The sequence below is a fragment of the Halorussus halobius genome (assembly GCF_004765805.1).
GTDB lineage: Archaea > Halobacteriota > Halobacteria > Halobacteriales > Haladaptataceae > Halorussus > Halorussus halobius.
In genome coordinates, this window is the sequence record NZ_SBIU01000003.1 from 632540 (window position 1) to 653264 (window position 20725).

19 protein-coding genes and 1 tRNA gene are annotated in these 20725 nt (G+C 67.2%); 7 read left to right on the top strand and 13 right to left on the bottom strand.

Annotation, left to right across the window (positions count from 1 at the left end; genetic code table 11):
- Nucleotides 1–120: 120 nt before the first annotated feature.
- A complete protein-coding gene (locus EPL03_RS09910; protein ID WP_168216224.1) occupies nt 121–453 on the top strand; it encodes a HalOD1 output domain-containing protein in 333 nt (110 codons plus the stop codon).
- 19 nt (nt 454–472) lie between these two features.
- Here the strand turns inward: EPL03_RS09910 and EPL03_RS09915 are convergent, their stop codons facing one another.
- Nucleotides 473–1207 carry a helix-turn-helix domain-containing protein gene (locus tag EPL03_RS09915; RefSeq protein ID WP_135829165.1) on the bottom strand — a complete coding sequence of 245 codons (735 nt, stop codon included), beginning with the start codon at nt 1205–1207 and terminating at the stop codon, nt 473–475.
- Nucleotides 1208–1310: 103 nt separating this feature from the next.
- On the opposite strand from EPL03_RS09915, the gene proS reads away from it, so the two are divergent.
- The gene (gene proS, locus EPL03_RS09920; RefSeq protein WP_135829166.1) at nt 1311–2768 is read left to right on the top strand and encodes a proline--tRNA ligase; all 1458 of its coding nucleotides are present in this window, start codon (nt 1311–1313) and stop codon (nt 2766–2768) included.
- A gap of 621 nt (nt 2769–3389) precedes the next feature.
- Entirely contained in the window at nt 3390–5009 is a 1620-nt protein-coding gene (locus EPL03_RS09925; protein ID WP_135829167.1) for a spermidine synthase, read from the top strand.
- Between the two features lie 28 nt (nt 5010–5037).
- On the opposite strand, the gene EPL03_RS09930 is transcribed toward EPL03_RS09925, so the two are convergent.
- From EPL03_RS09930 to EPL03_RS09960, 7 genes are all read right to left on the bottom strand, one after another.
- Nucleotides 5038–5110: transfer RNA gene (locus tag EPL03_RS09930), tRNA-Gln, on the bottom strand.
- A 64-nt stretch (nt 5111–5174) separates the two neighbouring features.
- Nucleotides 5175–5603: a metal-dependent transcriptional regulator gene (locus EPL03_RS09935; protein ID WP_135829168.1), complete on the bottom strand. Its 429-nt coding sequence runs from the start codon at nt 5601–5603 to the stop codon at nt 5175–5177.
- The gene (locus tag EPL03_RS09940; RefSeq protein ID WP_135829169.1) at nt 5600–6091 is read right to left on the bottom strand and encodes a ferritin-like domain-containing protein; all 492 of its coding nucleotides are present in this window, start codon (nt 6089–6091) and stop codon (nt 5600–5602) included. The genes EPL03_RS09935 and EPL03_RS09940 overlap by 4 nt, the downstream gene beginning before the upstream one ends.
- Before the next feature lie 137 nt (nt 6092–6228).
- On the bottom strand, nt 6229–7440 hold the full coding sequence (sufD, locus tag EPL03_RS09945; protein ID WP_135829170.1) for a Fe-S cluster assembly protein SufD: 1212 nt from the start codon (nt 7438–7440) through the stop codon (nt 6229–6231).
- A complete protein-coding gene (gene sufB / locus EPL03_RS09950; protein ID WP_135829171.1) occupies nt 7437–8867 on the bottom strand; it encodes a Fe-S cluster assembly protein SufB in 1431 nt (476 codons plus the stop codon). The genes sufD and sufB overlap by 4 nt, the downstream gene beginning before the upstream one ends.
- Nucleotides 8868–8876: 9 nt before the next feature.
- Entirely contained in the window at nt 8877–9776 is a 900-nt protein-coding gene (locus tag EPL03_RS09955) for an ABC transporter ATP-binding protein (protein ID WP_135829172.1), read from the bottom strand.
- Nucleotides 9777–9937: 161 nt separating this feature from the next.
- Nucleotides 9938–12691: a DNA-directed DNA polymerase gene (locus EPL03_RS09960; RefSeq protein ID WP_135829173.1), complete on the bottom strand. Its 2754-nt coding sequence runs from the start codon at nt 12689–12691 to the stop codon at nt 9938–9940.
- A gap of 220 nt (nt 12692–12911) precedes the next feature.
- Between EPL03_RS09960 and EPL03_RS09965 the strand changes: the two genes are divergently transcribed.
- Complete coding sequence (locus tag EPL03_RS09965) at nt 12912–13097, top strand: DUF7331 family protein (RefSeq protein ID WP_135829174.1); 186 nt, start codon at nt 12912–12914, stop codon at nt 13095–13097.
- A gap of 96 nt (nt 13098–13193) precedes the next feature.
- Complete coding sequence (locus EPL03_RS09970) at nt 13194–13592, top strand: DUF7322 domain-containing protein (RefSeq protein ID WP_244605242.1); 399 nt, start codon at nt 13194–13196, stop codon at nt 13590–13592.
- A 146-nt stretch (nt 13593–13738) separates the two neighbouring features.
- Here EPL03_RS09970 and EPL03_RS09975 read toward each other — a convergent pair whose 3' ends face one another.
- Nucleotides 13739–14002, bottom strand: a complete 264-nt coding sequence (locus EPL03_RS09975; RefSeq protein ID WP_135829175.1) for a hypothetical protein — start codon at nt 14000–14002, stop codon at nt 13739–13741.
- Between the two features lie 12 nt (nt 14003–14014).
- Between EPL03_RS09975 and EPL03_RS09980 the strand changes: the two genes are divergently transcribed.
- The gene (locus tag EPL03_RS09980) at nt 14015–14437 is read left to right on the top strand and encodes a DUF7346 family protein (RefSeq protein ID WP_135829176.1); all 423 of its coding nucleotides are present in this window, start codon (nt 14015–14017) and stop codon (nt 14435–14437) included.
- A 43-nt stretch (nt 14438–14480) separates the two neighbouring features.
- Here the strand turns inward: EPL03_RS09980 and EPL03_RS09985 are convergent, their stop codons facing one another.
- Genes EPL03_RS09985 through EPL03_RS10000 form a run of 4 tightly spaced genes read right to left on the bottom strand, consistent with a single transcriptional unit; the run spans nt 14481 to nt 19536 of the window.
- Nucleotides 14481–15533, bottom strand: a complete 1053-nt coding sequence (locus EPL03_RS09985; protein ID WP_135829177.1) for an ABC transporter permease — start codon at nt 15531–15533, stop codon at nt 14481–14483.
- Nucleotides 15534–15591: 58 nt separating this feature from the next.
- Nucleotides 15592–16668, bottom strand: a complete 1077-nt coding sequence (locus EPL03_RS09990; protein WP_135829559.1) for an ABC transporter permease — start codon at nt 16666–16668, stop codon at nt 15592–15594.
- 44 nt (nt 16669–16712) lie between these two features.
- Nucleotides 16713–18404, bottom strand: a complete 1692-nt coding sequence (locus tag EPL03_RS09995) for an ABC transporter ATP-binding protein (RefSeq protein WP_135829178.1) — start codon at nt 18402–18404, stop codon at nt 16713–16715.
- Nucleotides 18405–18456: 52 nt separating this feature from the next.
- The gene (locus tag EPL03_RS10000) at nt 18457–19536 is read right to left on the bottom strand and encodes a BMP family lipoprotein (RefSeq protein WP_135829560.1); all 1080 of its coding nucleotides are present in this window, start codon (nt 19534–19536) and stop codon (nt 18457–18459) included.
- Nucleotides 19537–19802: 266 nt separating this feature from the next.
- Here EPL03_RS10000 and EPL03_RS10005 point away from each other — a divergent pair, with 266 nt between their 5' ends.
- Nucleotides 19803–20720 (top strand): PhzF family phenazine biosynthesis protein, encoded by a 918-nt coding sequence (locus EPL03_RS10005; protein ID WP_135829179.1) that lies wholly within the window; start codon nt 19803–19805, stop codon nt 20718–20720.
- Nucleotides 20721–20725: the final 5 nt, after the last annotated feature.

Sequence of the window (20725 nt, forward strand, 5' to 3'; positions counted from 1 at the left end):
GGTGCAGTCGGGACGCGTGCCGCCGGCCAGTCGGGACCGACGGTACACCCGGACCTCGAGTTGAAGGTGTCCGAACTAAGGCCGACGGGCGAGTCCGTACGGAACGGGCGAAGATACCGCATGCCAGGGGACGACCGTTCATCGGAGGGTGACGCGGAGAACGCCGATACCGACGGGCACCGCTGGGAAGTCCGTCTCGAAGTCCCGGAGTCCGGGTCGGTGTCGGCGACCGTCACCGACGCCGTCTCGGAGGCGACCGGGAAGGACCTCCGGTCGCTCCGGCCGCTCCACGACGTCGTCGACCCCGATGCGCTCGACAGCCTCTGCTCGTCGGTTGACGACGCCGCCGGACGACCCACGGGCGGGTGTCGAGTCACGTTCCGTTACGAGGGACACCGGGTACGCGTGGTCGCCGACGAGCGAGTCGTCGTGATCCCTGTCCGCGACGAGTAGTCGGGCCGGACGGCGGCCGTCAGGAGTCGTCCGACCGGCCGCGATTCCGCGCGTCCGCCGTCGACGGCTCGAACAGAGTTGCGAGGAGCTTCCGCTCGGCGGCGTGGACGTGCTGGGAGAAGGTCGCCGACGTGATTCCGAGCGTCTCGGCCACCTCCTGGCCCGTACACTCGCGGGGCCAGTCGTAGTATCCGGCCTCGAACGCCGTTTCGAGTACTTCGTACTGCCTGTCGGTGAGCCGTTCCCGAACCACCCGCCGGAGTCCGTCGTAGTTCAACGGGGCCGCCGAGCGGTCCGTCTCGCGCTTGGCGACGAACTCCGCCGCGGGATACTCCTCGAGGAACGCCTCGACGACCGCGCCCGGGTCGGAGCCGGCCGGCAGTTCCCCGATTATCGTCCCCTCGCCGCGAACCCCCCGCACCGTCCGGGGAAGCGCCCCCTGCTCGGCCAGGGTCACCGCCGGACAGTCGTCCACGACGGAGAACTCGAACAGCCCGCCGTCCTCGTACTCGCGGACGAGTTCCGGCGAGACCGACTCGTGCTGGGTCGCGAGCGAGAGGATGCTGGCCGGGTCGGCACCCGAAACGCTGAAAAACTCCGCGTACTCCCCGTCGTCGCGGGGGACCATCTCCTCCAGTTCGACCCGACACTGCTCGGCGGCCGACGCGCCGACGAACGGATACGCCGGGTCGGTCACCGCGAACTCGAGTTCCACGACGCCGTCTCCGGGGTCGGAGTCGCCACGCTCGGACATTTGCCGTCACTGGTCGCTCCCGTCTCATTACCGTTCTGGCCCCACACGAACCAGTACCACAGCTTCATCGCCTTTAAGGCCACCTCGGCGGAACCTACACCCAATGAGCGACGACGAACAGGAACTCGGCATCACCGAGCGAAAGGAGTACAACCCCGGCGACTGGTACGCCGAGGTCGTGACGAAGGCCAACCTCGCCGACTACGCGCCCATGGGCGGGTTCATCGTCACCCGGCCCCGCGGGTACGCCCTCTGGGAGGCCGTGCAGGACAACCTCGACGAGTGGTTCAAGCAGACCGGCTCGCAGAACGCCTACTTCCCCGCGCTCATCCCCGAGAGCTATCTGGAGCGCGAGAGCGACATCGTGGAGGGGTTCGACCCCGAGGTGGCGTGGGTCACCCACGGCGGCCACGACGAACTCGACGAGCGACTCGCGTTCCGGCCCACCAGCGAGTCCATCATCACGCCGTTCATGAGCGAGTGGGTCCGGAGCCACCGGGACCTGCCCCTGCGGCTCAACCAGTGGTGTAGCGTCATCCGGTGGGAGGCCACCGAGACCAAGCCGTTCTTCCGCACCAAGGAGTTCCTCTGGCAGGAGGGCCACACCGCCCACGAGACCGAAGACGAGGCGTTCGAGGAGACGATGCTCCGGCTCGACCAGTACCAGCGCCTCTACGAGGACGTGCTGGCGATTCCGGTGCTTCGCGGCCGCAAGCCGCCCCACGACAAGTTCCCCGGCGCGCACACCACCACCACGGTCGAGGCGCTGATGCCCGACGGCAAGTCCGTACAGGGCGGCACCTCCCACTACCTCGGACAGGGCTTCGCGGAGGCGTACGACCTCACGTTCACCGACGCCGACGAGAACGAGCAGGTGGCCCACACCACCTCGTGGGGCCTCTCGTGGCGCGCGCTCGGCGCGCTCATCATGACCCATTCGGACGACCAGGGACTCGTACTCCCCCCGACCGTCGCGCCCGAGCAGGTCGTCGTCGTCCCCATCTGGAACGAACAGAACCGCGAGGAGGTGCTGGACTACGCCGAGGGCGTGGCCGACGACCTCGAATCGGCGGGCGTCCGCGTGGAACTCGACGACCGCGACGAGCGCAACCCCGGCTTCAAGTTCAACGAGTGGGAGCTGAAGGGCGTGCCCGTCCGGCTCGAAATCGGCCCCAACGAGGTCGAGGACGAGGAGATTACCGTCGTCCACCGGCCCGACGGCGAGGACTCGGTCGAGGACCGCGCTGGCATCGCCGAGACGGTCGACGAGCACTTCGACGCCGTGTACGACAAACTCTACGACGCCGCCGAACAGAATCTGGAGGAGAACGTCCGCGAGGCGTACGAGACCTCCGAGATTCTGGGCACCATCGGCCGGTACGGCGGCTACGTCAAGACGCCGTGGTGTGGCGACGAGGCCTGCGAGCAGGTCGTCAAGGAGGAGATCGCGGCCGAAATCGTGATGGTGCCGATGGACCGCGACGAGGAACCCATCGGCGAGGAGTGTGGCGTCTGTGGCGACGAGGCCGAGGAGACGGCGTACTTCGCCAAGTCGTACTGAGCGTCGCTCGTCGGGGTTCGATTCGGCGTGACGCGCGGGATTTTTGGATTGACAATGCGACGGCCGAGCGCGGAGATTCGTTCAGATGTTTGTCCAGATTATTAGACAGACAATTAGACAAACAATAGATGATTCCGGCGCGCGCGAGCAACGCGCGCGAGGGAGGCGGTCGCGCGGTCGGGAGCGAAGCGACCGACGGCGCGACCGTCGAGGCTGGGGAGGGGTGAGGCTCGCCGTCGCGGTTGCGGTGCGGTCGCGGTCTCTCATTGGTCGAGGCAGTAGCTAGCTTCGTGACGTGTTCAGTTCGTCGAGCATTCTGATCTTCGAGTGCATTCCGAGCTAGCTACTCCCGTCACCTATGAGAAGCCGCAACCTCGTCCTCCCCAGCCTCCTGCGCGTCTCCCTCGTCGCTCCTTTCAGTCGCTCCTCGGTGCGATGCTCGTCCCTCGCGCGCGTTGCTCGCGCGCGCCGGGCGGAGAACTGTCGACCTGTCCCTCCGGTCGTGAAGGGCCAAACCGGTCGACCGTTCCCATGTCTCGGTCGCAGTGCCATCGACGCCTCCGGACACCCCGACTCGACCGTACCAACCCTTAAGAATTCAGTCCCCTTACGCGCTACCGAATGGACGGACTGCGAGACAGCGTGCTGGACCGGGTGACCAAGCCCGAACTGGCGGTGTTCGTCTCCGGCGTCGCCAGCATGGGCCTGGAGATTCTGGCCGGCCGCGTCGTCGCGCCCGAGTACGGCAACAGCATCTACACGTGGGGCAGCATCATCGCCGTCTTCCTCGCGGCGCTGAGCCTCGGCTACTACCTCGGGGGCAAGCGAGCGACCCACCGAGCGACCAACGCCACGATGGTCCGGTTGCTGCTCGGGACGGCGGCGTACGTCGCGGTCCTCATCTTCGCGGGCGACCTGCTGTTGAACGCGGCGTCGACGATTCCGCTGCCCGCGCGGTTCGCGCCGCTGCCGGCCGTGACGCTGCTGTTCGGCCCGCCGACCTACCTGCTGGGATTCATCAGCCCGTACGCCGCCGAACTCTCGGGCACCGACGGCGTCGGGGAAGCCTCGGGGAGAGTGTACGCGGTCGGCACCGTCGGAAGCATCGTGGGCGCGTTCGGGACGACGTTCTTCCTCGTGCCCGCGATGGGAATTCAGGCCATCGAACTCGCGTTCGGCCTGTTGCTCGTCGCGACCGCGCTCGCGCTGCTGGCTCCGACGTTCCCGCGCAGGCAGGTGGTCGCCACGCTCGGGGTCGGCCTGCTGTTGAGCGCGGCGGTCGCCAGCGGGTCGCTCGGCGTCTCGGCCGGCGGGCAGGTCGTCCACCACGCCCAGACGCCGTATCAGGAGTTGGAGGTCGCCGACCTCGGGGACACCCGGACGCTGTACCTCGACGGCCAGCGCCACAGCGCCATGGACACGACCGACCCCGACCGCCACGTCTTCGAGTACACGCGCTACTTCCACCTGCCGTACCTGTTCGCCGACGACCCCGACGACGTCGACCGCGTGCTGTTCGTCGGCGGCGGCGGGTTCACCGGGCCGAAACACTTCGTCAGCGAGTACGAGAACGTGACGGTCGACGTGGCCGAAATCGACCCCGAGGTCATCGACGCGGCCGAGCGGTATTTCGGCGTCGAGGAGTCCGAGCGACTGAACATCCACAACGAGGGCGGTCGGCAGTTCCTCGAAGACACCGACCACGAATACGACCTCGTCGTACTCGACGCCTACAAGCGCGACAAGGTGCCGTTCCAGTTGACCACCGAGGAGTTCATGCGGCTGGTCGACGACCGACTCTCCGAGGAGGGGATGCTGATGGCGAACGTCATCTCCGCGCCCGACGGCCCGGCCTCGCAGTTCTACCGCGCCGAGTACAAGACGATATCGCAGGTGTTCCCCAACGTGTACGCCTTCCCGACCGCCGACGTGAGCGCGATACAGAACGTCGAGGTGGTGGCGACCAAAGCCGAGACGCCGATTTCGCAGGCCGAACTCGAACGTCGGAACGACCGCCGGGACATCGGCATCGACCTGTCGAGCGAGATCGAGTCCTACCGCGACAGCGCGCCGACCGACGACGTGCCGGTGCTCCGGGACGACCACGCGCCGGTCGACTCGCTGCTCGACCCGATGGTCGGCCAGCGGTACGTGATTCAGGAGTCCGGGGAGAACGCGAGCGTCGAGAGCCGGGTCGCGCCCTCGGGTCACTCGCTGGTCTCGCACGGGACCCACGAGTAGCACGGACGAAAATCCTGCAGGAAACTGATAGTCCCGGGCGGATTCGAACCGCCGTCATAGGCTCCAAAGGCCCATATGATTGGCCACTACACCACGGGACTGCATCCATTCGTAATCGGATAACGCACTTGAACGTATCGCAATCGAAAACGCGACACCGCAGTTTCAGTCCGCCTCGCTCTCGCCCACCAGTTCCGCGCACATGTCCGCTTCGGCGTCGAAGCAGTCCGGACACTGGGGTTCGCGCTCGATGATGGTGTCGAGTCGCTCGGCGACCGTCTCGTCGATGACGCTCTCGAGGGCCTTGGCCTCGCTCGGGAACTCCTCGACCTCCAGCACGTTGTGGAGGAAGCGCTCGATGATGCAGTAGGTCTGGAGCGCGTCGCGGGCCTGCTCGATGCCCTCGTCGGTGAGCGTGACGCCCTTGTACTTCTCGTGGTCGGCCAGCCCTCGGTCCTGAAGCTTGCCGATCATCTCGTTGACGCTGGCGGGGCTCACGTCGAGGCGGTCGGCCAGCGCGCCGGTCGAGGCCGGGCCGTTCTCCATCCGTTGTACGAGGTAGATCGCCTTGAGATACTGGTCTGCCGTGTTCATTCTCTGGCCTCCATGACCGCGGTCACGTCCTCGACGCCGTCGGCCTCCTCCTCGCGGATGTCGGTCAGCGTGGCGAGTAGTCGCTCGCGGTCGAGGCCGAACTCGGCGTCGCTGGCCTCGACTGCCTCTATCAGGTCGTCGTAGAACTTGTAGGCGGTCTCCTCGCCGTGCAGTTGGTCGTAGAGCACCCCGTCGAAGTCCTCCGGACCGGTCCGGGCGTACTGGCCCTCGACCAGCGCCTCGATTTCCTCGATCGGGACCGCCTCGGCGTCGAGTTCGTCGATGAGCGCTTCGAGTCGCTCGCGGTGGTCGGCCGACTCCTCGCGGGCGTCTTCGAGCAGTGCCTCGATGGCGGCGTCGCGCTCGCCGGGAGAGAGGGCCTCGTAGTGGCGGGCGGCTCGCACTTCCACGACCTCCTCGAGCACGACGCCGATCTGGAGCAGACGGGCGAGCTGGGTGTCCGTCGAGACGCGATGGGCGACGCTCACGCCGACCACCCGCGCTCGAACGGCGAGACGTCAGTCATCGGGCGTACGTCGGAGACTCGGGAACTTAACAGGTGTGGTTGTGACGCGAGTCGCGGCGAAAACGAGCCGTTCGGGACCGGGAGTCCGGTCGGCTCGACCTACCGGAGCCGTTCGCGCACGCGGGTTTCGAGGTCGTCGCGCAGCTCCTCGACCTCGATTTCCTCGAGCACCGGCACGAAGAAGCCCTCGACCAGCATGTTGCGCGCGGACTCGGGGTCCACGCCGCGGGAGGTCATGTAGAACAGGTCCTCCACGTCGATCTGGCCGACCGTGGCCGAGTGGCTGGCCTCGGTGTCGTGGTTGTTGATGATGAGCTTCGGCGACGCGTCGGCCTCGCTCTCGTCCGAAAGCATCAGCGTGTTCTCGCGCTGGTAGGAGTTGGTGTCCCACGCCTCGCGGCCGACGTCCTGGACACCCTCGTACACCGACCGGGCGTCGTCGTCGAGGACGCCCCGGGTGACGAGGTCGGCGGTAGTGTGGGCGGTGTTGTGCCACACGCGAGCGGCGATGTCGAAGTGCTGGTCGTCGTGACCGAAGAAGGCCCCGACCGTCTTGGTCTCCGAGCCCTCGCCATCGAGGTTGGTCTCGACCGACGACTTCGTCAGGCGCGAGCCGAGGTTGCCGTCCACCCAGTTGAGGGTGGCGTAGTCGGCGGCCTCGCCGCGCTTCAAGGCGTAGTTGTACGTCTCCTCGTCGAGGTCCTGGAGCGAGCCGTACTGGACGTGGCTGTTCTCGCCGGCCGCGACCTCCACGATGCCGCTGTAGTACTGGTCGCCCTCGACCGACTCGCCGGTGTCCTGACGCTCCAGAATCGTCACGGAACTCGACTCCTCGGTCACGACCAGCGTGTAGTTGAACAGCGACCGGGAGTTCTGCGTGGTCCGGATGGTCACGTCCTCGGCGTCGACGCTGCTGGGGACGTAGACGACCGTCCCGGTGCTGAACAGCGCGGTCGACAGCGCGGTGAGGTAGTTCTCCTGCGGGTCGATTACGGACCCGAACTGCTCGCGAAGGAGGTCCTCGCGCTCGTCGACTGCCTCGGCGAACGGCAGGACGTCGACCTCGTCGGGACCGACCTGGTCCTTGTCCTCGGCGGCGTTCAGCGGGTCGACGAGGCCCTCGAAGTCGAGCGCGTGGAGGTTGGTCCAGTCGCGGCCCGGCGTCCGGATGACGTCGGGCATGTCGAGGTCTTCGAGCGCGTCGAGCGCGTCGAGGCGGGTTTCGAGCAGCCACTCGGGTTCGCCGAGCGACTCGGATATCTCGCGGACGGTCTCCTCCGAGATGGTCTCGTGAATCTGGGTCGCGGTCATCCGAGGCTCCCCTCCATTTCGAGTTCGATGAGGCGATTGAGTTCGACGGCGTACTCGATGGGCAGTTCTTCGGTGATGGGTTCGATGAACCCAGAGACGATCATCTGCTTGGCGTCGTCGTCATCGAGGCCCCGCGATTGGAGGTAGAACACGTCCTCGTCGCCGATCTTCCCGACCGTCGCCTCGTGAGCCACGTCGACCTTGCTCTCGTCGATCTCCATGTACGGCATCGTGTCCGACGTACTCTCGTTGTCGAACATCAACGCGTCACACTCCACGCTCGTCGAGGCGTTCTCCGCGCCCTCCGAGATGTGGACCAACCCACGGTAGTTCGTGCGGCCGCCGTCCTTGCTGATGGACTTGGACTCGATGGTGGAGTTGGTGTCAGGCGCGTTGTGGTAGACTTTTGCGCCCGTGTCGATGTTCTGGCCCTCGCCCGCGAACGCGATGGTGATGTTGTTCGCCGACGCGCCTCGGCCCTTCAACACCGAACACGGATACAGCATCGTCGCTTTCGAGCCCATACTGCCGGACACCCACTCCATGCGCCCGCCCGATTCGACGAGCGCGCGCTTGGTGTTGAGGTTGAACGTGTTTTTCGACCAGTTCTGCACTGTCGAGTACTGGACGTGGGCGTCCTCGCCCACGAACACCTCGACGCCGCCACTGTGGAGGTTGTGCGTGCCGTATTTCGGCGCGCTACAGCCTTCGATGTAGTGGACCTCGCTGCCGGGTTCCGCGATGATGAGGGTGTGTTCGAACTGGCCCATCCCCTCGCTGTTCATCCGGAAGTACGCCTGGACGGGCATGTTGACCGTCACGTCCTCGGGGACGTACACGAAGCTGCCGCCCGACCAGACGGCGCCGTGCAAGGCTGCGAACTTGTTGTCGCTCGGGGGCACGCACGACGTCATGAAGTGCTCTTTGACGAGGTCTTCGTGTTCTTGGACGGCTTCGTCCATGTTCATGAAGACGACGCCTTTCTCCTCCCAGCGTTCCTGCATGTTCTGGTAGACGACCTCGGACTCGTACTGGGCACCCACGCCCGAGAGGGCTTCGCGCTCGGCGTCCGGAATCCCGAGTTTCTCGAAAGTGTCCTGGATTTCGTCGGGCAGGTCCTCCCAGTCGTCCGCACCCGAGCGCTTGTCGACGTCCGGCCGGATGTACGGCACGATCTCCTCGACGTCGAGTGCCGAGAGGTCGGGCTGGCCTGGCCAGTCGGTCGGCAGCGGCATCTCCTGCCAGTGCTCCAAGGCCCGGAGGCGTCGGTCGAGCATCCACTCGGGCTCGTCCTTGTCCTCGCTGATGAGGCGGACGACCTCCTCGGTCAGCCCCTTCTCGGACCTGACCGCAGAGTGTTCCTCTTTCTTGAACGCGAACCGCTCCTCCGTGTCGGTCTCTTGTAGGTGGTCTTGTTCCGAACTCATTGTATCACCTTACGCGGCCTCGTACGCTTCGTCGCGGACCCAGTCGTACCCCTCGTCTTCGAGCTTCTCGGCGAGTTCCGGACCGCCGCTCTTGGCGATCTGGCCGTCGAGCATCACGTGGACGTGGTCTGGCTCGACGTAGTCGAGAATGCGCTGGTAGTGGGTGATCTGGAGGATGCCGGTGCCCTGCTCGTCCCGGAGGGCGTTGATGCCCTCGGAGACGTCCTGTAGCCGGTCGATGTCCAGCCCGGAGTCGATCTCGTCGAGCACCGCGATGGACGGTTCGAGGATGGCCGCTTGCAGCACCTCGTTTTGCTTCTTCTCGCCGCCCGAGAAGCCCGCGTTGAGGTATCGCTGGGCGAACGCCTCGTCCATGTCGAGCAGTTCCATCTTCTCGGAGAGAATCTGCTGGAACTCGGCGACGTCGACCTCGCCCTCGTCGGCGGGGCCTTCCATCGGGCTGGTCTCGTAGCCGGCGTCCTCGTCGTCCGCCTCGCCCTCGTCGTCCTCGAACAGCTCCTCGCGCTCCTCGAGCTTGGCGTTGAGCGCCTGCCGGAGGAAGTTTACCATCGTGACGCCCTCGATCTCGGCGGGGTACTGGAACCCGAGGAAGATGCCGAGCGCGGCGCGCTCGTTGGGTTCGAGGTCGAGCAGGTCCCACGTTCGCTCGTCCTCGGACAACTCCTCGCCGAACTCCTCGTCGTCGAGTTCGAGCAGGACTTCGCCCTCGGTCACCTCGTAGGCCGGGTGGCCCGCGATGACCTTCGCCGTGGTGGACTTCCCGCTCCCGTTGGGACCCATCAGGGCGTGAATCTCTCCGGACTCGACCGTCAGGTCGACGCCGTCCAGAATCTTCTCGTCGGCCTCGACGACCTCCGCGTGCAGATTGTTGAGTTGTAGCGTTGCCATTGTTAGGTTCACCTAGGTCGTTCGGACGAAGGGGTGAGCGACCCATAATGCTTTCGCATCTTAGCGAAGATGGTTTCGCGCAGCGAGAAATAACTTTCGCGAATGGGGAAACGTGCCACACCCGGCGAGGGGCCAGACCGGGTCGCCGACGACGGCCGCAGTCAGACGAAACTGCCGAGTCCGGTCTGCTCCTGGCCGGTCTTGACCTCCTTCCAGGAGACCCCCAGAGCTTCGATGATGCGCTCGATGGGACCCTCGAGGGTCTTGTCGAGCATCTCGTCCCAGTCGACGTCGAACTCCTCGGGAATCTGGTCGGCGAACTCGAAGCAGATGACGTCCGGGTCCCGCTTGAACTCCCGGTAGAGTCGGTCCGCCCTGGAGTTGCCGCTGGGGTCGAGTCCGCGCTCGTCTTCCATCCGCTGCCAGAAGTCCGGATGCACCCCGTCGAGGTAGAGTCGCTTGGGCTTGCTGCCCCGCTGGAAGTTGGTGCCGAGCAGGAGGTTGGCGTACTTCGCGCCCCGGACCTGCGCGGTGTCGGTGTCGTAGTTGTCGAGGCGCTTGCCGATGCCGCCGGGGATGCCCACGTCGTCCAGATTCACGTTGCCGCTCTGGTAGTCCTCGATGACGTCGGCGACGTACTCCTTGACCGCCTCGGTGTCCTCGCCGTGGACGATCATGTCGATGACCTCCTTCTGGACCTCCTTGGTGATGGGCGCGATGTCCGAGCGCTTGTACTCGAACCCGGTGATGTCGACGTCGTCGACGTCCTTGCCCTCCTTCCACACGATGTGCCCCGCGTACCGTTTTTTCGTCCCGGCCTGGAAGAACCGGCGGTAGAGCTTCTCGAACTCGATCTGGAAGCGATGCTCGTCGGCGTCGAGGCGCTCGCTGGCGAACGCGTCGTACGACTCGTTGATGCGTTTTTCGAGTTCGAAGGAGTTCTCGATGGCCTCGGCCTTCGACACTTCATCCCCGATTTCTAACATGACGGAGTCGGTGTCCCCGTAGATGACGTCGTAGCCGAAGTCGTTGACCGACTCCTCGGTGTAGTTGATGACCTCCCGGCCGGTCGCAGTGACGGCCGCCGCGTTGTCCTTGTCGTACAGGCGGAAGCGGTCCCAGCCCGACACGCCGTAGAGGCTATTCATAACTACCTTGACAGAAGCTTGCTGGTTGTCGAAGCGCTCGTACGGCTCCGTCCCGGGGTCGTGCTGGTCCCGCAGGTTCTTCTTCTCCTCGCGTTCGGTCAGCAGTTCGTCTATCATCTCCCGCATCATGCCGGCGGGCTCTTTCTTGAAGTGCTGGCCCGTGGGCGTACGGTAGGTCTCGCCCTCGTACTCGTCGGGGTCGACCTTGGTCTCGGGCGAGGCGTTGACCGTCCACATGCACATCGGGTAGAGGCTCTTGAGGTCGAGTACCGAGACGTTCTCCCGGACGCCCCGGATGGGTTCGAAGACCGCGCCGCCCTCGAACTCCTCGCCGGACTCGACGGTCCCCTTCGAGGGGAGCGCGAACTCGCCGTGGGCCTTGTGGAGGACGTACATGTCGACCGCGTCGCCCGCGGTCGGGGCGTCTTCGAGCTTGCAGCCGACGAACGACGCCACCTCCTCGAAGAAGGCCACGATGTCCTGCTTGCGGTCGAGTTCGACGCACAGCTCGACGTCCCGGAGGTTGTACTCCAGCAGGCGCTCGGGGTCGTCTTCCCAGAGGTCGCCGATGTCGCCGCTGTACCGCTCTTTCCCGACGCCGAGTTCGACCTCGCCGACCGCGTCGAGCCGGTAGGACTCGAGTTCGGTGCGCTGGGTGCTCTTGTACGCCCGCAGCAGGTCGAAGACGACCCGACCCTTGACGTCGGGGCCGTTCCAGTCGCTCCGCCACACCTCGTTCACCCGCGAGAGGCGGTCGACGTCGAGGTCGTACTCGTGGCCCCGGTCCTGCAGTCGCTCCATCCGGTCGATGAGGTAGGGCGCGTCGAAGTCGTCGACGTTCCACCCGGTGAGGATGTCGGGGTCGGTGTCTTCGATGTACTCGACGAACTTCGCCAGCATCTCCTCCTCGGACTCGAACACCTTGACCTCGGCCTCGAAGTCGTCCTCGATGGGTTCGTAGTCGGCCAGCGCGTCGGGGCCCTCGACGACGTCCGACGACCGGTAGAGCCAGTTGACGTACTCGTCGCGGTACGAGTCGTGGGACGTGAGACAGACGATGGTCTCCTCGCCGTCTTCCGGGAACCCCTGCCGGTCGTCGACCTCGATGTCGAAGGTGTTGATGCGGGGCGTGGCGTTGACCTCGGCCGGCGTTACCTCCTCGTGGTGGACGTGGACGCCGCCGTCGTCGTCGCGGCGCTCGGGGACGCGCACGCCGCTGTTGACGTCCTTGTCGATGAGCAACCGGTCCGGGAACAGGATGTCGGCCTCGTAGTGGTCGAACTCGTCGCGGACCTGCCCGACGTCGCGGGGCGTCCGGCCGATGACCTTCACCAGTCGCTCGCCACGGATGGACTCGAACGGCTCGCCGTCCGCGTCGGTCTCGCGGTAGTCGACCAGCCCGTCGTACTCGGCGATGCGCTCGTCGTCGACGGTCCCGGCGGGCGCGTAGAAGTACGGCTCGAACTCGTGGACGTGGACGTGTTCGAGTGTCGGCTGACCGTCGTCGGTCGGCCGCCTGCCGAACACGTGGACGACGGGCTCCTCGTCGTCGCCCGACCCCTCGACGGTGTAGTCGACCTGCATCACCGACAGCTCGAGCTCGCCGTCGGCGTCGGGAAGCCAGTCGGCGTCGTCGACGACCGAGTCGGCGCGCTGGCGGTCGCCGCCGGCGACGGCGCGGGCTTCCGCCTCGGCGTCGCGCTCGTCGCCGCCCCCGGAGAACCGAGTGAGGTCGGCCTGACGCTCGGGAGACCCGGAATCGTTCATGTATTCCGGGTTTGGTGCGTTCGGGATAAAACCCCTTGCTTTCACCGGGTTCGGCGGGGGAGCCGGTTCCTCGACCGCCCCCCGGTCGCGGCGGCGAGCGCGGACGCCAGCGTCCTCGAATCGCGGCCGACGACGCGGCCCGCTTGCGGTTCCGGCGAGCGTCTGCCCGATGGAAAGACATATAACGTGTTAACACATACCACAGGCCGAGGTGACGCCAATGTCCGACCACGCCAACGCAGGCGACGAGCTGGACCGTGCCGAAGCGGCGCTTCCCCAAGGCGACGACGCCGACGCCGCCATCGAATCCTACGAGACGAACGACGGGGTCGTATTCTACGACGCGGGCAATCCGCTGGCGTGGTTGAAGGCGGGCGAACCGCTCGCGCTCGACGAACAGGTCTGACGCGCCGGTGTGACCGACTCGGGGTCGCCGACGCCGCGAACGAGCGCGGGACCCCGGACGAAGCGCTTTTGCGCGTGCCGTCTCGACTGTCGGGTAGTGGCTGACGACGACCCGATAGACGACCCGATTCCGGACGGCACGGACGAGACCGAGGCCGAACTACGGCCCGACGACCCCTCGGAGGGGCTCGAACCGGACGCGCCGACGGTGTCGGACCCGTCCGAGGACCTCGGCCCGGAGATTCCGGAAGTCGCCGACTTCGACGAGGCAGACGCCGACCCCGAACTCCAGCGACAGTTCTGGACGCTCGTCGTGCTGTTCAACGTCGCGCTGTTCGGCGCGAGCCTCGGCCTGATGCTGGTCGGCTTCGAGGGGCGGTGGCGCGTCGGCGGCGCGATGTTCGCGACGGGCGCGCTGGCGTTCGCTCGCGGGTGGCGCAAGTACAGGGCCGTGACGAGCGACCTCGGGGGCGAGTCGGTGCCGGCCGACGATTGACCCGCGTCGCTGGTGCGGTCGGCGTCGCGGTCGCTGTTGCGGTCGCTGATGCGGTTCTCATTGGCTCAAGCATAGTTGCGGTCGTCGTCGCTATTGCAGGTGGTGTTGCGGTCAGCGTCGCGGTCGCTGTTGCGGTTCTCAATGGCTCAAGCATAGTCGCGGTCGTCGTTGCTGTCGCTGTTGCAGGTGGTGTTGCGGTCCGCGTTGCTGTTGTTGTCGCTGGTGCGATTGCGGTCGCGGTCACAGATGCGGTCGCTGCGGTTACGGTCGCCGTCACAGATGCGGTCGCTGCGGTTACGGTCGCTCTCACAGATACGGTCGCTGAGATACGTCCAGACGCAGGTGTGGTCGCTGTCGAACCCCGTCGACTCCTGGACCCCGTCTCCGCAAGGGCTAACCGCGATTCCCACCAACGCCCACACATGAGAACCGTCCGCGACGGAAGCGGGGAGACGTACCTGGTCGTCACCGAGTCCAGCGACGCCTGCAAAGTCCGGGACCCCGAAACCGGCGAGGAGGGCTACCGCGACCGCGACGAACTCGAACCGGTCGCGGGCGAGTCGCCGCTGGCCACGTCCGCCCGCGCGGTGCCCGAACCGGTCAGGCGAGTGCTCACGGCCGCGCCCGACGAGCGCGCGCTGGGCCTGCTCGTCGAACTCCACGAGCGCGGCCCCCTCTCGGTTCGGTACCTGCTCGACGCGACCGACCTCTGCGAGAGCGACCTGCTCGGCCTGCTGACCGAGTTCCGCGCGGCCGGACTTCTCGCGGAGTCGGCCGTCGCGGGCGAGCGCGGCTACGCGACGACCGAACTGGCCGACGACGGACTGGCGTCGCTGCTGGACTGACGAGCCGCGAGAACGGTTCGTGGGCGAGGACGCGCCCGAGCGCCTACTCCTCGGTGTCGTAGGGCTCGCCGACAGCGTCCGGAACTCGCGTGTAGCCGACCAGCGTGAGCACCACCAGCACCGCCGCGTAGGGGAACAGGCCCACGAGGCTGTTGGGGATCGAGATGCCGACGGTCTGGAACTGGACCTGGAGCATCTCCGTGCCGCCGAACAGCAGCGAGGCCGCGAACGCCCCGACCGGGTTGTAGTTGCCGAACAGGTACGCCACGATGGCGATCCATCCCCGGCCGTTGACCATCGTCACGCCCGTCCCGGTGAACCCGCTCCCGATGCCGATGGCCAGCACCGCGCCGGCCAGTCCGGCCATCGCGCCCGAGAACACGACCGTCGCGTAGCGGACGCGGTTCACGTCGACGCCGGAGGTGTCGAGCGCCTCGGGGTTCTCGCCGGCGGCCTGCACCCAGTAGCCGTACCGGGTGCGGTAGAGCACGACCCACGCGGCGGCGACGACGAGCACGGTGAACAGCACGAGCGGCGACGCGTCGAAGAACAGCCGGCCGACCACCGGCACCTCCGACAGCACCGGCACGACCACGTTGTCGAGGTTGGGCATCGACGGGCTCGACACGCCGCCCCAGATGACGGTCGCCGCGAACGGACCGAAGCCCAGTCCGATGAACCAGACCGCGAGTCCGGCGACTATCTGGTCGGCCTCGTACCGGATGGTCAGCACGGCGAACGCCACGGTCAACAGCGCACAGACCGCGACCGACGCGAGGACGCCGACCCAGAGGTCGAGTTGCGTTATCGCGTCGCCGGAGACGAGCCACGCGACGGCCGCGGCCGTGACCGCGCCCAGTATCATGAACCCCTCGAGGCCGATGTTGAACACGCCGCTCTTCTCGGCGTACAGCCCGCCGACCGCCGCGAGCGCGATGGGCGTCGCGGCCCGGAGCGTCCGCTCGAACATCCCGACCGTCAACAGCTGGTCGACCGGCAGGTCGAGCGCGACCGCGAGCACCGCGAGCAGGGCCAGCAGGGCCGCGCCACCGCCCAGCGCGGTCCGATTGCGGGCGGCGTAGTCGGCGACGCTCATCGGCCCTCACCTCCGACGGCCGCGACGAGGGCGTCGCTCGCTCCGGGTGGAAGGGCGCTCATTCGTCGTCACCTCCCAGTCCGGTTCGCCGACCGGCCATCCGGAACAGTTCGGGCGCGGCGACGAACAGAACCACGAGTCCGACTACGCCGTCGACCAGTTCGGGCGGTACGTCGAGGGTGAACCCGATGTACTGGCCGCCGGCGTCGAGCCCGCCGAACAGCAGGCCGGCCGGCACGACGCCCAGCGGGTTGTTGGCCGCGAGCAGGCTCACCGCGATGGCGTCGAAGCCGAACCGCGGGAACGTGTTGGGGTCGCTGTAGTAGCCCAGAATCATGATGGTGAACATCGCGCCCGCGAGGCCGGCGACCATCCCGGAGAACGTCATCGTGGTGACGACGTTGCGCTTGGGGTCGACGCCCGAGAAGGCGGCCGCCGACTCCTGATGGCCGCTGGTGACGAGGTCGTAGCCGAAGCTGGTCCGGCTCATGACGACCGCGACGACGGCCACCGTGGCGAGCGCCACGCCCAGCCCCACGATCGAGAACGAGCTACTGTCGAACACCACCGAGGGGAGCGCGGCGTACTCGGGGAACTGCTCGGTGTTGGGCGCGGCCGCACCCTCCGCGCGGAGGTAGTTGTCGACCACGAAGAAGACGACGCCCGACGCGATGAAGTTGAGCATGATGGTCGTGATGACCTCGTTGGCGTCGGCGTACGCCTTCATCACGCCCGGCAGGGCCGCGTACGCGCCGCCCGCGAGGACGGCCGCGAGAGCCCCCAGAACCAGTAGTCCGACGCCTCCGACGACCCCGTCGGGAAGGTACGGGGCGGCGAACAGCACGGTGACGGCCGTCGCGAACCCGCCGACGACGAACTGCCCTTGCACGCCGATGTTGAACACGCCGGCCCGGAACGCCACCGCCACCGCCACGCCCGCGAGGATGAGCATGGTCGACTGACGGAGCGTGAACGCCACGTTCGACTCGCTGCCGAACGCGCCGTACGCCAGTGCGGAGACGAACTCGACCGCGTCGTAGCCGGTCGCGGCCACGACGACCGCGCCGAGCGCCAGCGCCAGCAGCGTCGAGGCCACCGCGATGGCGAGCCGTTCGAGCGCCGTCGCCCGGAGCATGCGGTCGGCCGCCCGGTCGAGGCTGGCGCGTACGCCCTCGCCGCTCACGACTCGACACCCCCGTCCTCGACCGTGCCGTCGGGAGGCGAGCCGGCGGCGTCGTCGGCCCGCGTCGCGTCGTTCGCCCCGTCCGTCGCGGTCGCGTCCCCGGGCTCGTCGGTGCGAACGTCCGCGCCCGACTCGTCGACCCGTGCCGCGGTCTCGACCTCGTCGAGCGTGCGCCCGGCCATCAGCAGGCCGAGTTCCTGCTCGGTCACGTCGTCGGGGTCGACCACGCCCACGAACTCGCCCTCGTACAGCACCGCGATTCGGTCCGAGAGCTTCCGGACCTCGTCGAGCTTCGAGGAGACCAGCAACACCGCCAGCCCCTCGTCGCGCATCTCCAGCAGGCGCTCGTGGATGAACTCGATGGAGCCGATGTCGACCCCGCGGGTCGGGTGGGACGCGACCACGAGGTCGGGCTGATGTTCGAGCTCCCGACCGACGACGAACTTCTGCTGGTTGCCCCCCGACAGCGACGCCGCCTCCGCGTCGGCGTCGGGCGGCTGGACGTCGTACTCGTCGACGATGGCCTCGGCGTGGTCCCGGACCGCGTCCCAGTCGACGAAGCCGTTCTCGACGTACGGCTCGACCGTCTGGTTGCCCAGCAAGGCGTTTCGGACGAGGTCGTAGTCCTGCACCAGGCCCTCTTCTTGGCGGTCCTCGGGCACGTACGCGATGCCGGACTCGATGCGACGCCGCCGGCTCGCGTCGGTGACCTCCGACCCCTCGAACGTGACGGTGCCGGCGTCGACGTCCCGGAGGCCGGTTATCGCTTCGACGAGTTCGGCCTGCCCGTTGCCGTCGACGCCCGCGACGCCGAACACCTCGCCCTCGCGGACGGTGAAATCGACGCCGCCCACCTGTTCGAGCCCCCGGTCGTCGCTGACCCGGAGGCCGTCGACGTCGAGGGCGACCGCGCCGGGTTCGGTGTCGCGCTCGGGGTAATCGAACAGCACGTCCCGGCCGACCATCATCCGCGCGAGCTCCTCGCGGTCGGTCGCGTCGGCCGCGACCGTACCGACCGACTTCCCGTCCCGGAGGACAGTGATGCGGTCGGCGACGCCGAGCGCCTCGTCGAGCTTGTGCGTGATGAAGATGAGCGAACGCCCCCGGTCGGCGAGTTCGTTCATCACGTCGAACAGCGACTCGACCTCCTGGGGCGTCAGCACGGCGGTCGGCTCGTCCAGGATCAGGACGTCCGCGCCCCGGTAGAGGCTCTTGACGATCTCGACCCGCTGCTGGACCCCGACGCCGACGTCCTCGACGCGCGTGTCGAGGTGCTCGTCGACGTCGAAGCCGTAGGTCGAGCAGATGTCGGCGATGTCCTCGCGGGCGCTGTCCTCGTCGACCAGTCCGCGCCGGGACGGCTCGTGGCCGAGGACGACGTTCTGGACGACCGTCATGGTGTCGACCAGCTGGAAGTGCTGGTGTATCATCCCCACGCCGGCGTCGATGGCGTCCCGGGGCGAATCGAACCGCCGGGGACGACCGTCGATGGATATCGTGCCGGCGTCGGGCTCGTAGAGACCGTAGAGGACGCTCATGAGGGTGGTCTTGCCGGCCCCGTTCTCGCCGACGAGCGCGTGGACCGACCCGGACTCGAGCGTGAGGTCGACCGCGTCGTTGGCGACGACGTCGCCGAACCGCTTGGTGACGCCGTCGAGTTCGACGGCTGGTTCCTGTGTGTCGCTCATGGAAGTGATATGGTATCGTAGTGCATAAAGTGGCGACGGAGAGAGCGCCGGGTCAGTTCTGACAGCCGGCGGCGCTACACGGCACCGTCACGTCGCCGTTCACGATGGCCTGCTTGGACTCTTCGAGGTTCTCGGTCACGACGTCCGGGAGTTCCTCACCGACCGCCTGCCCGAGGACGACCTCGACGGCGTCCTCCTCGAGGCCGACGACGTTGTTGCCCTGGACGCTGTCCCAGTCGTCGTTCACGATGGCCTGGGCGACCTCGCGGGTGCCCTCGTTGATGAACTTGACCGCCGACCCCATGATGACGTCCTGGTAGTCGGGCAGGGTCTGGGACTGGTCGGAGTCGACGCCGATCGCGAACCGATTGGCGTCCTGGGCCGCCTGGAACACGCCCTGTCCGGCCGCCGAAGCGGCTTGGTAGACGATGTCCGCGCCGGCGTCGTACTGGGAGGTGGCGATGTTGTTGGCGGTCTGGGTGTCGGAGTAGTCGCCGATGTAGCCGACCCGGACGTCGGCGTCCTCGTTGACCCACTCGACGCCCGCGGTGTAGGCTCGCTCGAAGGCGTTGATGAGCGACTCGTCGACGCCGCCAACGAAGCCGACCGTCGCGTTCCCGGGGTCGGTCGAGTTGCCCTCGTACTCCAGTTCCCGGGTCGTCATCGTGCCCGCGAGCACGCCCGCCTGGAACGACATCTCGTGGTTGGCCCACGTGTAGCCAGCGACGTTGGGCTGGTCGACGTGGTCGTTGATGAGCATCCACCGCTGGTCGGCGTAGTCGGCGGCGTTCGATTCGAGCGCCTGCGTGTGGTTGTACCCGACCATCACGATGAGGTCGTAGTCGGGGTCGGTGCTCTCGGCGAGCCGCGACTGGACCGTCCCGTACTGGGACTGGTCGGTCTCCTCGACCTGCTGTATCTGGATGTCGTCGTCCTCGGCCGCGCTTTCGAGTCCCTGAAGCGCGAGGTCGTTGAACGCGCCGTCGCCGAAGCCGGCGGGGCTGGAGATGATGGCGACGTTGGTCGTTCCGCCGCCGCCCGAGTCGTCGGACTCGGTGGTGGCGTCGCCACCTCCGCCGTCGGTCGTCGTCCCGTCGCCGTCCTGCCCGCCCACGCACCCAGCCAGCGCCATGCCGCCGGCGAGCGCCGCGCCCGACTGGATGACCGAGCGTCGGCTCACGTTGGAACCCGTCAGTTGCTGTCGATACGTATCCGAAAATCCGTCGTCTGCGCCGGTATCGCTTGTCACAGTGCTCCCCTGAGCATATTTACTTGGCCTTGCATAAATAATTACCTAGGAGAGTTTAATCGGGTATCAGGCGTTTAACTCGGCCGCGAAGCCGCGTCGAGCAGTCGAAACGCCAAGGCTAATGTGGTCCCGACCCCGTGATGACCACGATGGACGACAACGAGCGCCGCGTCCGCGTTCGGCTGGTGGACGCGTTCACCGACGACCCGTTCGCGGGAAACGCCGCCGGGGTGGTCCCCGAGGCCGACGACCTCACCGAGAGCCAGATGCAGGCCGTCGCGAACGAACTCGGCGCGAGCGAGACCGCCTTCCTCCGGGAGAGCGACCGGGCCGACCGCCGCGTCCGGTACTTCACGCCGACGACCGAGGTGGACCTCTGCGGTCACGCCACGGTCGGGCTCCACGCCCACCTGTTCGAGGACGGGACTATCGAGGCCGGCACGCACAGCCTCGAAACGAACGTCGGCGTCCTCGACGTCGACGTGACCGACGACGGCACGGTGTGGATGACCCAGGACGACCCCGAGGTCCGGCGGGTCGACCTCGACCGCGAGCGGCTGGCCGACGCGCTGGGGGTCGACCCCGCCGCGCTGGCGGACGTGGGCGCCGACCTGCCGATGGCGGTGGCCACGACCGGCCTCCCGTTCCTCGCGGTGCCGGTGAACTTCCTCGAACACGTGAGCGGTCTCGACCCCGACCTCGGGGCTGTCGAGGCGCTGAGCCGCGAGATCGACGCCACCGGAATCTACGCGTTCACCTTCGACGCGCTCGGAGCCGACTCGACGCTGCACGGTCGGATGTTCGCGCCCGCGGCCGGCGTGCCCGAGGACCCGGTGACCGGCACCGCCAGCGGCGCTGTCGGGGCGTACCTGCGCGAGTACGAGGTATTCGACGGGGATTTCCCCGAGGAGATGGTCTTCGAGCAGGGTCACTTCGTGGACAGGCCGGGGTACGTCCGCGTGCGCGTGGGCGAGCAGGTCCGCGTGGGCGGGCAGGCGGCCGTGGCGCTCGACGGGGAGTTGCGGGTTCCCGGCGACGACGAAGAAGAGTTCATCGACGCGACCTGACGGGG

Coding starts and splice junctions, on each gene's coding strand:
- EPL03_RS09955 (WP_135829172.1), bottom strand. CDS start 9,776: ATGGCAACGCTACAACTCAACAATCTGCACGCGGAGGTCGTCGAGGCC.
- sufB (WP_135829171.1), bottom strand. CDS start 8,867: ATGAGTTCGGAACAAGACCACCTACAAGAGACCGACACGGAGGAGCGG.
- EPL03_RS09925 (WP_135829167.1), top strand. CDS start 3,390: ATGGACGGACTGCGAGACAGCGTGCTGGACCGGGTGACCAAGCCCGAA.
- sufD (WP_135829170.1), bottom strand. CDS start 7,440: ATGACCGCGACCCAGATTCACGAGACCATCTCGGAGGAGACCGTCCGC.
- EPL03_RS09995 (WP_135829178.1), bottom strand. CDS start 18,404: ATGAGCGACACACAGGAACCAGCCGTCGAACTCGACGGCGTCACCAAG.
- EPL03_RS09965 (WP_135829174.1), top strand. CDS start 12,912: ATGTCCGACCACGCCAACGCAGGCGACGAGCTGGACCGTGCCGAAGCG.
- EPL03_RS09910 (WP_168216224.1), top strand. CDS start 121: ATGCCAGGGGACGACCGTTCATCGGAGGGTGACGCGGAGAACGCCGAT.
- EPL03_RS09915 (WP_135829165.1), bottom strand. CDS start 1,207: ATGTCCGAGCGTGGCGACTCCGACCCCGGAGACGGCGTCGTGGAACTC.
- EPL03_RS09980 (WP_135829176.1), top strand. CDS start 14,015: ATGAGAACCGTCCGCGACGGAAGCGGGGAGACGTACCTGGTCGTCACC.
- EPL03_RS09935 (WP_135829168.1), bottom strand. CDS start 5,603: ATGAACACGGCAGACCAGTATCTCAAGGCGATCTACCTCGTACAACGG.
- proS (WP_135829166.1), top strand. CDS start 1,311: ATGAGCGACGACGAACAGGAACTCGGCATCACCGAGCGAAAGGAGTAC.
- EPL03_RS09985 (WP_135829177.1), bottom strand. CDS start 15,533: ATGAGCGTCGCCGACTACGCCGCCCGCAATCGGACCGCGCTGGGCGGT.
- EPL03_RS10000 (WP_135829560.1), bottom strand. CDS start 19,536: ATGGCGCTGGCTGGGTGCGTGGGCGGGCAGGACGGCGACGGGACGACG.
- EPL03_RS09960 (WP_135829173.1), bottom strand. CDS start 12,691: ATGAACGATTCCGGGTCTCCCGAGCGTCAGGCCGACCTCACTCGGTTC.
- EPL03_RS09990 (WP_135829559.1), bottom strand. CDS start 16,668: ATGCTCCGGGCGACGGCGCTCGAACGGCTCGCCATCGCGGTGGCCTCG.
- EPL03_RS10005 (WP_135829179.1), top strand. CDS start 19,803: ATGGACGACAACGAGCGCCGCGTCCGCGTTCGGCTGGTGGACGCGTTC.